This window comes from Proteiniborus sp. DW1, from assembly GCF_900095305.1.
GTDB lineage: Bacteria > Bacillota > Clostridia > Tissierellales > Proteiniboraceae > Proteiniborus.
In genome coordinates, this window is the sequence record NZ_FMDO01000007.1 from 62,390 (window position 1) to 74,932 (window position 12,543).

Consider the following 12,543-nt stretch of genomic DNA (forward strand, 5'->3'; position numbering starts at 1 on the left):
GAAATCTATTAATTTCCTAGCTTTTTATGACTTAACTCAATTTTTTGAATGTATAATATTAAAGTTTTTCCTCAAATTGCCGATATTAAATGTAGATAAACTTGATGTGGAGGGAAAGAGCATGAGAGTAGAGAGTATAAAAACTACTGAAATACAGTTTAGCTCACAGCGTCTAAGTGCAGGGGATAGCATGCAGAGAGAGTTGCAAAAGAATACAGAAAAAGAGAATACTGAAGCAGTTTCCACAAAAAAATATTCTGAAGAAGACATAAAAACAGCAATAGGAAACGTAAACAAGGCACTAAATCCTTATGATAGAAAGCTTGAGTTTTCAATACATGAGGCTACTAATCTAATATCTGTAAAGGTAATAGATACAAACACTGACGAGGTAATTAGAGAAATCCCGCCTGAAAAAATACTTGATATGGTTGCTAAGCTATGGGAGATGGCAGGTATTATTGTAGATAAGAAAATTTAAGTGAGGTGAAAATATGAGCAGTATAAGATTAACTGGGCTGGCCACTGGAATAGATACAGATGCAATGATAAAAGAGCTTATGAAAGCAGAAAGAACCAGAGTAGACAAGGTACAGCAGGATAAGCAAATATTACAATGGAGACAAGAACTGTATAATTCAATCAATAAAGATTTTGCAAACTTTATATTAAATACCAGAAAAGAGTTTGGATTAAATGTGACGACAATTACTGGTAGTATAGACGGCAAGTCCTTAAATAACTTAACATGGGTAAAAAAAGCAGTGTCCTCCAATGAAAATATAGTTAAGGCAAGTACTACATCCCAAGCTGCTAATGGAACTCATGAGATAACTGTACATAGATTAGCTGATGGGGTTAAGGGAGTTAGTAGTAAGGATATTAGAGAAGATATAGACAAAATATTAACAAGTTTAGGTGCTGAAATAGATGGAGAAGATGGAGAAAAAATAAAGATTCCTGAGTCTTTTAGCTTTGAAATTAATGACAAAACTATTACTGTAAATAAAAATGACACCATGAGTACAATAATAAAGCGAATAAATGATTCAGGGGCGGGAGTACAAGCATCTTACGATGCTAATATAGGTAGATTTTTTATTCAAACAAAGACTACAGGGACAGATGCGAAACTTTCTTTCAGAGGAACAGATGAACTATCTAGAAACTTTATAGATGCTTTAAAATTAAATATTACATCTGGAGATACTACTCTATATACATATAGCGAATCTGAACATCTGTTTGACAAAGATCAGTTTACTGGTACAAATGCCCTTATATCCTTCAATGGTGCTACAGGTATAGAGCAACCTACTAACCAATTCACCATCAACGGCATTAGTCTTGATCTTAGACAAGCTGATCCAGATACCAAAATAACTATAAGAGTAGATACAGACGTAGACGCAGTATACAATAAGATTAAAGATTTTGTGGACAAATATAATGAAATAATGGATAAAATGGGTAAGCTCTTAAGCGAAAAGAAGTATAGGGATTATAGACCTTTAACTTCGGAACAAAAAGAAGCCATGAAAGAAAAAGAAATCGAGCTATGGGAAGAAAAAGCTAAGAGTGGAATCCTAAGAAATGACACTGTAATCTCAAGTATTATGCAAAACATAAGAAGCTCTTTATACAGTAAAGTTGACAAGCTTGAAAATAGTCCTCTTAACTCACTGTATCAATTAGGTATAGAAACTGAAGAGTACTCACCAGGAGCTATAGGTGGTAAATTACAAATAGATGAAGAAAAACTAAGAAAAATGATAACAGAAGATGTAAATGGTGTGCTAGAGGTATTATTTAGTGAAGCGAAAACTACCATAGAGGATGGAAGAACGGTTCCTGTAAAGGAATCAGGTGGAGTAATTACAAGAATATTTAACAACATGATAGATGGAATGAGTGATATTCTTGGCAAGGCTGGTCCAGGAGAAGATTCTAACTTATATAGAAATATAAATACAAGGCTAATGATAGACTTTGTTACTGAACATAGCAGTATGAGCACGCTGGATAAGGATATTAAAGATATAGATGAAAGAATAAAAGACTTGAATACAATGCTAATAAATAAAGAGAATAGGTATTACAGCAAATTTGCTGCTATGGAGAAGTTCATACAACAAATGAATAGTCAGAGTAGTTGGTTGATGCAGCAGCTTGGCATGTAAAAAATAGAAAGGTGGCTACAAAGCAATGACTTATAATAATATGTATCAACAATACCAGCAATATCGTCAAAATTCAATAACAACAGCATCTCCAGAGGAGCTAACTTTAATGCTCTATAATGGAGCTATTAAGTTCATCAACCTAGGAAAGGTCTATATAGAAAAAAAAGAAATAGAGCAAGCTAATAGTGCTATTAAAAGAGCGCAAGATATTATTCATGAGTTAAATAATACTTTAGATATGAGCTATGAAATATCAAATAATCTTAGAAGTATATATACTTTTATATTAGAAAAATTAATAGATGCAAATATTAAAAAAGATGTGAAATGTTTAGATGAGGCTTTACCACTAATAGAAGAAATCCGAGATACTTGGAAGGAAGCTATGAAAGAAGCCAGAAAAATTAAATATGGAGCTCTTTAGGTGGGGATTATGGTAGAAAATATTATTATCGAAATGATAGAATTAACAGAGAAAAAGCTAGAAAGTCTAGATGTGATTTTAAATTTAAAATCAAAGCAAAAAGAAGTTATTGATCAGGAAAACATGGACGATTTAAGCACCATAATAGACTCAATACAAGAGCAAATAAATATAATTGATAAAATAGATTCTCTATACATCCTGAAATTAAATGAGCTTAAGTCCAGTACAGGCATGGAGAGTATTGCTCAACTAAACAATGAGATGTATCCTAAATCAAGAGTTTTACAAGATAAACTAAGCAAAACTAATTCCAAGCTCCAGTTAATCAAAGCTCTTGATGATGAAAACAATCATTTAATAAATGAAAAATTCCAAGAAACAAAAGATATGTTGAAAAACCTAAGACAAGGTAAAAAAATGGCGAAGGGTTACTTTACAGAATATAACGGAACAATGTTCATAGATGAAAGAAATTAGCTAAAAAGAGATTGTGCAATTAACAGTGCACAATCTCTTTTTTTCTAGTACTAGACTGATAGCTTGAATATGTTTCTAAGCTCTAAAAGTAGTTCAAGAGAGTTTTTTAGATGATAATTATATACAATATCAAGATCACTTAGCTCATCTGTTCCTTCCACATTCATATTGTATTTACTATTTATAATATTAGAGTTTTCAATATTTACATTTAAGTTAGAGCCCATTTCAGCTAATATAGTAAGATTGTTATATAGCTTCTTCAATAAAACCATGGAATGTTCTAGATTTATATCACCTAAGCCTTTTCTATAGAGCTTAATGTTCATTTCCTTTATTAATATAGGATACTCTTTATTAATAATTTCAAGCTCATTTTCAATATTAGTCAAGTATTCCTTATCTGTATCTGGCTCCTTTTTTAAAATGATAGTTCTTAGAGCTTTAGAAAAATCATCTATTATTTTTAAAGATGCTTCATGTATTTTATTTTTAGTAAGTGGTGGAGAAATCACAAAGTTAACTATTACAGCTACAACTATTCCAACCATAGTGTCAAGAATACGATTCAAACTATAATGTAATTCCTGACCTTTTTCTACATTCATTATAATGGAAATAAATACTATGGTGGCTATTGATATGGATTTAGTCCAGTTTAATTTGTTACACAGATAGATAACTACTATTATACCGATTCCAATAATTATAGGGTTACCAATGGATATAAAAGAACATAATAGTCCAATTGCTGCGCCTAACATGGTTCCTAGGATCCTGTCTCTTCCCATTCTATATGAATCTACTAGGTTGCCTTGCATAGCTATTATTGCTGCGACTCCTGCAAAAAATGGGGAGTTTAGATTAAGAGCATAACCCAAACTAATACTTATAGTTACAGCAATGGATGTTTTAATTGTCCGCATACCTATTTTCATACTAATCATCCTTATTAAAACAGTGTTTATATAAGCTATTATCAATTTCACCTATATATATATTAATATTTTATGTACATAATGTCTATATACTATATATAGCCCTGAATAACATTAGTAAACACAAAAAAGCACAAGTATAACTTTTGATTATTTGCAAACCTTCAGATATATAGTAGTAAAATGTAGAAAATAAGTTTTCCACTTTATGAGTACATGTTGTCCACAATAAGATTAGTACAAATATACAGTTTTCCACAGATTTATACACATTATCCACAGACAATCACATCACTTATCCACAAATAAACAACAGGGTTGCTGTGGATATTGTTTAAATAATTATATGAAATGACGAATTATAAAAGAAGGTGTTTTTTAGTTTGGACAATGGGTATCATATAAGTATAAACGAACACTTTTAAAACTACATAATTTTTTAAAAATTTCGAGAAGTTAAAAGGATAATTAAATTTTATGTAGAATTTTATATTTAATAACTGAATATAGTTTTTATAATCAATCATTTAAACTGAGAGGAGTTGAAGTATATGAAAATTACTATCAGCGGCAAAAATATGGCAGTAACAGATGCATTAAGAGAAGTCACAGAAAAAAAGTTGAGCAAGCTAGATAAATACTTCTTTGAAGATGTACCAGTGGACGTTACATTAAGTGTTGAGAAGAATAGGCAGATTATTGAAGTCACAATTCCTTTTTCAGGTGCTATCATTAGGGCAGAAGAGTCTACAGAGGATATGTATCAATCAATAGATAAGGTTGTTGATATTTTAGAAAGACAGATAAGAAAACATAAGACAAAGCTTCAAAAGAAAAACAAGGGATTTGAGACTATTAGATTTGAAAACGTTCAGGCACTTCCAGTCGGAGAAAATGGAAAAGAATCCAGTATTGTAAGAACAAAGAGATTTGCTATGAAGCCAATGGATGCTGAGGAAGCAGTACTACAAATGGAACTACTTAGACATGCTTTTTACGTATTTAGAAATGCTGAAACAGACGAAGTAAATGTTGTATATAAAAGGAAAGATGGAAACTATGGGTTGATTGAACCAGAGTTTTAATATATATAATATATTTGCGACAGAGATTATCTGTCGCATTTTGAATTTTCTAAGGGAATTTATAAACATATAAAGGGATTAGTCTAAATGCATAGAATATTTACATTATAATATGTCATTTGACGAAGGGGGATTTTAAGTTGCTGATAGAAAGCATGGTTTTAGCTATTTTATTTGGCAAAATAAGAGGGGGTAAGGTCTCTAGGTTGTCTAATTTAGAATTTAAGAGGGTTTGGGTATTTGTTTTGGCACTGATAATTCAAGTTGGGGTAATATTGTTTGCGGTAAACGGAAATGAGTTTGCACTTAAGTATATAAGAGAGATTAACGCAATTTCTTATGTACTTCTGTTTGCAGGTTTCGTAATTAATGCAAAACAGAGAGTGCTGATTACGATGTTACTAGGGATGTTAATGAATGTTCTTGTAATGTTCTCTAATGGATGGCAAACACCTATTTCTATTGATGGACTGACCTTAGCTGGTTATGAGGAATTGGCGAAACTCACATTATCTGGTAAATTGGCTTTTTATACACCATTAAGTGAGACCACAAAATATGGATTTTTAAGCAAGATAATTACTATCCCACCGCCATATTTTTTTCCACAAGTGCTTAGTATAGGAGATGTATTTATAGCTCTAGGATTATTTACATTTGTACAAAGTATAATGACTAACGATGGATTTGGGAAGAGTGGTGTAGTTAGATTCAATTATAAGAGTAAAATATAGAAAAATTACATAAATATAGGCTTGCCTATATAAGAAAATCCTGCAATTTGGAAATTGTTCTTAATAGAAGCATCTTGTGAAGGCGCTATTATATAACGAATAGGCAAGTTCTAGTTTGTAATACTTATAATCAAGAACTTGCCCTTATGAGTTTTAAGCAGATTGCCGAAATCTTTGGTTTCGTGCAAGTTGTTTATGCAGTGACTCAAGAAAAGCTTCCTTGAATGCGTGAGATAGAAGCTTTTCTTATTTAATTGTTTGCTTGTAATTATTTGTCATCAATGATACAATAAATTGATAAGGCAAAAAAATAGAGAGGTGAGAATTATGAAGAGGATTTTCGAAAAGTTCTTTGGTACTCACAGTGAAAGAGAGATAAAGAAAATAGAACCGATTATAAATAAAATTGAAGCATTAGATGAAACTATGCAAAAGCTAACAGACAGTGAATTAAAGGCAAAAACTCAAGAATTTAAGAATAGATTGAATAATGGAGAGACATTAGATGATATATTACCTGAAGCCTTTGCTACAGTTAGAGAAGCATCCCACAGGGTTTTAGGTATGAAGCATTATAGAGTACAGCTAATAGGAGGTGTTGTTCTTCACCAAGGAAGAATTGCTGAGATGAAAACAGGTGAAGGAAAAACACTTGTTGCAACACTTCCTGTATATTTAAATGCTCTTACAGGTAAAGGAGTCCACGTGGTTACAGTAAACGATTATCTTGCTCAAAGAGATAAAGACTGGATGGGCAAGGTATATGAGTTCCTAGGTCTATCAGTAGGATGTATAGTACATGATATGGATAATAGTGCAAGAAGAGCAGCATATAATGCAGACATAACCTATGGAACTAACAACGAATATGGATTTGATTATTTAAGAGACAACATGGTCATATATAAGCATGAAATGGTTCAAAGAGAGCTAAACTATGCTATAGTTGACGAGGTAGACAGTATTTTAATTGACGAGGCCAGAACTCCTCTTATTATCTCTGGTGAAGGTGATAAATCTACAAAGCTTTACTATGCAGCTAATCAATTTGTTAAGACGTTAAAGGGTAGAATAATAGACCCTAATGAGGAGAAAGTAAGCAAATTTGATAGAGAATATAAGGAAGAGACAGTAGATTTTGTTGTTGATGAAAAATCTAGAAATGTAACGATTACTGAGAGGGGAGTAGAAAAGGCAGAAAAAGCCTTTGGCGTAGAAAACCTTGCAGACCCTTCTAATATGGAGTTATCACATCATATAAATCAGGCCTTAAAGGCTAATAATTTAATGAAAAGAGATATAGACTATGTAGTTAAAGATGGAGAAGTCATCATAGTAGATGAATTCACTGGAAGACTTATGTTTGGTAGAAGATATAGTGAAGGACTTCATCAAGCTATAGAAGCTAAGGAAGGACTTGATGTAAGAAGAGAATCTAAGACTTTAGCTACTATTACATTTCAGAACTACTTTAGAATGTATAAAAAGCTTTCAGGTATGACAGGTACTGCAAAAACTGAAGAAGATGAGTTTAGAGAAATATATAATGTAGATGTTATAGAGATTCCAACTAATAAAGCTGTTATTAGAAAAGATTATCCTGATGCAGTATATAAAAATGAAGAATTTAAATTTAAAGCAGTTGTAAATGAAATAAAAGAGAGAAATAGCAAGGGACAGCCTGTTCTTGTAGGTACTATTTCTATTGAAAAATCAGAGTTATTAAGTAAAATGCTTAAAAAAGAAGGTATAAAGCATGAGGTATTAAATGCTAAGCACCATGAAAGAGAGGCTGAGATAGTAGCACAAGCAGGTAGATTTGGTATGGTTACCATAGCTACTAACATGGCAGGACGTGGTACAGACATAGTTTTAGGTGGTAACCCAGAGTTTATAGCTAAAAGCGAAATGAAGAAAAAGGGCTATAGTGATGAAATCATATCTGTAGTAGATAGCTTTGCAGATACAGAGGATGAAGAAATACTTGCTGCAAGAAAGGTATATAGAGAATTATTAGATGAAGCTAAAAAGCACACTATAGAAGAAAGTGAAAAGGTAATACAGGCAGGTGGGCTTCACATAATAGGTACTGAAAGACATGAATCTAGACGTATAGACAATCAGCTTAGAGGTCGTGCTGGACGACAAGGAGATCCAGGTTCATCAAGATTTTATGTATCGTTAGAAGACGATTTAATGAGACTCTTTGGAAGTGATAGGATCAAAGGCATGGTAGAGAGCCTTGGTATGCCGGATGATGAACCATTAGAACACAACCTTCTATCAAAATCCATAGAGAGTGCACAAAGTAGGATAGAGGGACGTAACTTCAGTATCAGAAAGCATGTTCTTCAATATGATGATGTTATGAACAAGCAAAGAGAAGTAATATATGCTGAAAGAAGAAAGGTACTTGAAGGAGAAAATTTAAGAGACTATATTCTTTCAATGGCTGAAGGCATAATTGATGGCGCTATAGCAATCTATACAGAAGGACTAAAATATCCAGAAGAATGGGATTTAAAAGGACTTGTAGACTATATTTCAGGATTTATGCCCATTAAGCCTATGGTTAGCTTTGGAAATATAGAAGAGCTTACAAAGGATAGTCTAAAGGATATATTAGTAGACGCTTCCACTAAGTTCTATGAAAATAAAGAAAAGGAAATTGGGGAAGAAGTAATTAGAGACCTTGAAAGAGTCATATTGTTAAAAATTGTAGATACAAAATGGATGGACCATATCGATGCAATGGATCAGCTAAAACAGGGTATAGGTCTAAGAGCGATGGGTAACGAAGACCCAGTAATAGCTTATCAGGTAGAAGGTTTTGATATGTTCGAAGAAATGACTAAGAGCATTCAAGAAGACACAGTAAGAGCACTGTTCCATCTTGAAAAGCCAGAAAAGGTAGAAAGAGAAAGAGTAGTCAAGGTAACAAGAACAAGTCACGGTGAACCTGAAAAGAAATCAAAACCAGTAGTAAAAGGCGAAAAAATAGGCAGAAACGATCCATGTCCATGTGGCAGCGGGAAGAAATATAAGAAATGTTGTGGGCAAAACGAGTAGAACAGAATTATAAAATCTAAGATAGAGCTGTCATCCTGAGCGTAAGCGAATGTATCTCTCTTTGAGATCTTTCACTGACGTTCAGGATAAGATTAAGAGTGCATATTTTATCCATATTCCGGGGACATGTAATAAAGATTGGGAATACAGAAGGAGCTGATGATTTGATAGAATTTGAAATATATAAAGAACGAATATCTAAATTACGGGAAGAATTAATAGAGGTTGGTGTTTCTCTTTGACTTAGAAGGTCTTAGAGAAACAGTAAAAAAACTAGAAGAAAAAACATACGAACAAGACTTTTGGTCAGATGTAGGGAAAGCCCAAAAGACTATGCAAGAGATTACCTTTATAAAAGATAAAATAACAGAATACGAAGAAATATCATCACAACTGGAAGATATGGAAGTACTTCTTCAGCTATTAGAAGAAGAAGAGGATCCTACTTCCGAAAAAGAATTGCGGCAAGGTACAGAAGATGTGGAAGAAAAGATAGGAAACCTTAGAGTGAAGACATTACTTAGTGGAGAATATGACAAAAACGGAGCAATACTTTCTATTCATGCAGGAGCAGGTGGACTAGAAGCTCAGGATTGGGCAGAAATGCTCTTAAGGATGTATAAAAGATGGGCAGAAAGAAAGGGCTATAGTACAGCGATTCTTGACATACTTTCTGATACAGAGGGAGGAATAAAAAGCGTAACTCTTTCAATAAGAGGGATAAATGCCTATGGGTATCTAAAATCTGAAAAAGGAGTTCATAGGCTGGTAAGGATTTCACCATATGACTCTTCAGGTAGGAGACATACCTCCTTTGCATCAGTAGATGTATTTCCAGAGCTAGATGAAAACATAGAAATAGACATAAATCCTAATGATTTAAAAATAGACACATATAGATCAGGAGGAGCAGGAGGACAGCACGTAAATACTACAGACTCAGCCATAAGGATAACTCATATACCTACAGGTATAGTAGTCCAATGTCAGAGTGAAAGATCTCAGCATAGCAACAAGGCTACAGCAATGAGAATGCTCATGGCAAAGCTAATAGAAATTAAAGAACTTGAGCAAAAGGAGAAAATAGAAGATATTCAAGGTCAATATAATCAAATAGGCTGGGGCTCTCAAATAAGATCATATGTATTTCATCCATATAGTCTAGTAAAGGATCACAGAACAAATGCAGAAACAGGCAACACTTCAAGCGTAATGGATGGAAGCCTAGATATGTTCATGAATGAATATTTAAAACACAAAGCAAAATAGTCATCAATATGATGGCTATTTTTTATGACCTAACCCGATTTCCTGAACGCTTTTTCAGGAAATCGATGGTAGGTCAAACTGGGGAAAATATCCTAATCCTTTTTTATGTTAATAGAGGAAATTACAATAAAATGTAGAATATTGTTGTAGGGGTCATTGTAGCCTAGGTTATTATTCGTCTAAAGGAATAGGGGGAAGATGAAAATGAACAGTAAAAATTTGTTTTCTAAAATGAAGAGGGATAAGAAGGAGAAAAAAGAAATAATAAGCAAGTCCAACAGAAAAAGTTTGTTACTAAGTAGAATAAAATCGTTCAAAAGAAAAGATGACAAAGCAAATAACCTTAAGACAAAAAGAAAAATAGCAAATCAATTGACCAAGATAGTTATGGTTCTTGCAATCTTACCATTACTATTTATAGGAATTACAAACTATTTTATGGAAACTGAGAGAAGCATTAAAAGTATTGAGGAATCAAATCTAAATATGGCTAAATCCATATCTAATCAAGTAGAAGCACAGATAAACGGTTTGTTTGACGTGTTAAAAATATTGCATTTATCTAATGATTTTATCAATTTAGATATAAGCAAAGCAAGAGGGATTCTTACAAAAACCGTATATGAATACGATAGTATAAATTCAATTCAAGTCTATGACGAAAAAGGAAATCAGCTTTTATCAAGTAAAAATATGGATACTGATGTAAATGTTTCAGGTGAGGAATGGTTTCAAAAGACCTTAGAAGAAGAAAGATATGTATCTGATTCCCATATAGAAGATATGCTACCAGAAATAATAATAGCTATGCCTATAAAAAATGTAGTAAATCAAACAAAAGCAGTTATATCTGCTAATATTAGTTTGAAAAACCTGACTTCTATAGCCGAGGAATTTAAAATGGGTGAAACAGGCAATACTTATATAGTGGACAGAAATGGAGTAATGATTGTGCATATGGACTATAGAAACAAGGTATTTACTCCGTTTGATGCTAAGGAAGCAGGTATAGAAGGTGTAGTTAAGGTATTAGAAGGAAATTCAGGTGTAAGTACGTATAAAAATGAAAATAATGAAACAGTATTGGGTGCTTATTGCTATATGCCATCTACAGGTTTTGGAATACTTGTAGAACAGAATGAAGCAGAGGTAACTAAATCAGCTGTTATAAATTTTGGAAGAACCTTATGGGTAACAATAGTAGCAGTATTTATTATCATATTCCTAACTTCAATTATTTCAAGAAGATTTTCTGCGCCAATAGTTAATCTTGTTAAAGTGGTAGATGAAATTGGGAGTGGAGATTTAACAAAGAGAGTTAAGGTGAATTCAAAAAATGAAATAGGAAAGCTTCAACATGAGTTTAATAAGATGGTGGATTCTTTATATAATATTATATCTAATGTAAGTCAGGCTATAATAAACTTTAAGGAAAATGTAGAACAATTAAGCCAGAATACTGAGTTAACTGTAGTAGCTTCTGAAGAGATAACCAGAATAGTACAACAGGTTGCATCTGGTGCTGAGGACCAACTTAAAAATGTTGAGGATACCATAGGATTAGTTGAAGGAATAGCGAAAAATGTAGAAGTGGTAGATGCTAATGCCAATAGTATTTTAGTAGCAACTAGCGAAGCCTCACATATTGCAAAAGAAGGCTCAAAGGATGTGGAAAGCACAAGAAGCTCAATGTACTCAATAGCATCAAAAGTAAAACAGTCAGCTGAACAGATTCAAGCGCTAAATGAAAGAACCAATGAGATAGGAAATATTATTACCTTTATAGACAATATTTCAAAACAAACTAATTTGCTTGCACTAAATGCTGCTATTGAAGCTGCTAGAGCAGGTGAATATGGTAAAGGCTTTACAGTAGTTGCAGAAGAGGTAAGAAATCTAGCAGAGCAGACTAGTGATGCTTCAAATAATATAGTGAATCTTATTAGTCAAATTCAATTGGAGATGGATAAAGTATCAAAATCAATGGAGGAAGGAATTATAGAGGTAGATAAAGGAAGTCAAGCAATTGAGAAGACAATTTCGTCCTTTGAGAAAATAGTAAGGGAAACTGATAAAGTATTTCAAGGTGTAGAGGATTTTGCTGTAGTAGTTGAAGAATTATCAGAGAACATGAATAAAATAGAAGGCTCTATAGCTTTGGTAAGTGCAGTATCACAGCAGACAGCAGCAGGTACCCAGACTATAATGGCAAGTACAGAAGAACAGCAATCAGCTATTCATCAAGTCAACCAAGCCATAGAAGATCTTAACAAAATGACAGATAGCTTAAATGAAATGATAAAAGGCTTTAAAATAAACTAAAATACAAAGGATTCAGTATATTAATATATTGAATCCTTG

At 32.8% G+C, this 12,543-nt stretch carries 10 protein-coding genes; 9 read left to right on the forward strand and 1 reads right to left on the reverse strand.

Translation table 11 applies throughout. The annotated features are described in order from the left end of the window. Window positions 1-121: 121 nt before the first annotated feature. The 4 genes from DW1_RS01660 to flgN are packed head-to-tail and all read left to right on the forward strand — an operon-like array spanning window position 122 to window position 3,087. Window positions 122-481 carry a flagellar protein FlaG gene (locus DW1_RS01660; RefSeq protein WP_074348899.1) on the forward strand — a complete coding sequence of 120 codons (360 nt, stop codon included), beginning with the start codon at window positions 122-124 and terminating at the stop codon, window positions 479-481. 13 nt (window positions 482-494) lie between these two features. Continuing rightward, window positions 495-2,180, forward strand: a complete 1,686-nt coding sequence (fliD, locus tag DW1_RS01665) for a flagellar filament capping protein FliD (RefSeq protein WP_074348900.1) — start codon at window positions 495-497, stop codon at window positions 2,178-2,180. Between the two features lie 25 nt (window positions 2,181-2,205). Continuing rightward, on the forward strand, window positions 2,206-2,607 hold the full coding sequence (gene fliS, locus DW1_RS01670; protein ID WP_074348901.1) for a flagellar export chaperone FliS: 402 nt from the start codon (window positions 2,206-2,208) through the stop codon (window positions 2,605-2,607). A gap of 9 nt (window positions 2,608-2,616) precedes the next feature. After that, a complete protein-coding gene (flgN, locus tag DW1_RS01675) occupies window positions 2,617-3,087 on the forward strand; it encodes a flagellar export chaperone FlgN (protein ID WP_074348902.1) in 471 nt (156 codons plus the stop codon). Window positions 3,088-3,137: 50 nt separating this feature from the next. Here the strand turns inward: flgN and DW1_RS01680 are convergent, their stop codons facing one another. Beyond that, window positions 3,138-4,025 carry an FUSC family protein gene (locus DW1_RS01680; RefSeq protein ID WP_074348903.1) on the reverse strand — a complete coding sequence of 296 codons (888 nt, stop codon included), beginning with the start codon at window positions 4,023-4,025 and terminating at the stop codon, window positions 3,138-3,140. 551 nt (window positions 4,026-4,576) lie between these two features. On the opposite strand from DW1_RS01680, the gene raiA reads away from it, so the two are divergent. From raiA to DW1_RS01705, 5 genes are all read left to right on the forward strand, one after another. Further along, window positions 4,577-5,110 carry a ribosome hibernation-promoting factor, HPF/YfiA family gene (gene raiA / locus DW1_RS01685; protein WP_074348904.1) on the forward strand — a complete coding sequence of 178 codons (534 nt, stop codon included), beginning with the start codon at window positions 4,577-4,579 and terminating at the stop codon, window positions 5,108-5,110. A 140-nt stretch (window positions 5,111-5,250) separates the two neighbouring features. Then, window positions 5,251-5,844, forward strand: a complete 594-nt coding sequence (locus DW1_RS01690; protein ID WP_074348905.1) for a DUF5317 domain-containing protein — start codon at window positions 5,251-5,253, stop codon at window positions 5,842-5,844. Between the two features lie 327 nt (window positions 5,845-6,171). Then, window positions 6,172-8,913, forward strand: coding sequence for a preprotein translocase subunit SecA (secA, locus tag DW1_RS01695; RefSeq protein ID WP_074348906.1), 2,742 nt, complete (start codon window positions 6,172-6,174; stop codon window positions 8,911-8,913). A gap of 164 nt (window positions 8,914-9,077) precedes the next feature. Continuing rightward, window positions 9,078-10,182, forward strand: a protein-coding gene (gene prfB, locus DW1_RS01700) for a peptide chain release factor 2 (protein ID WP_143474335.1) whose coding sequence is annotated in 2 segments (ribosomal slippage) — window positions 9,078-9,152 and window positions 9,154-10,182 — 1,104 coding nt in all. Because the reading frame shifts where the segments join, the coding sequence is not laid out codon by codon here. Window positions 10,183-10,386: 204 nt separating this feature from the next. Next, a complete protein-coding gene (locus DW1_RS01705) occupies window positions 10,387-12,504 on the forward strand; it encodes a methyl-accepting chemotaxis protein (RefSeq protein ID WP_074348908.1) in 2,118 nt (705 codons plus the stop codon). Window positions 12,505-12,543: the final 39 nt, after the last annotated feature.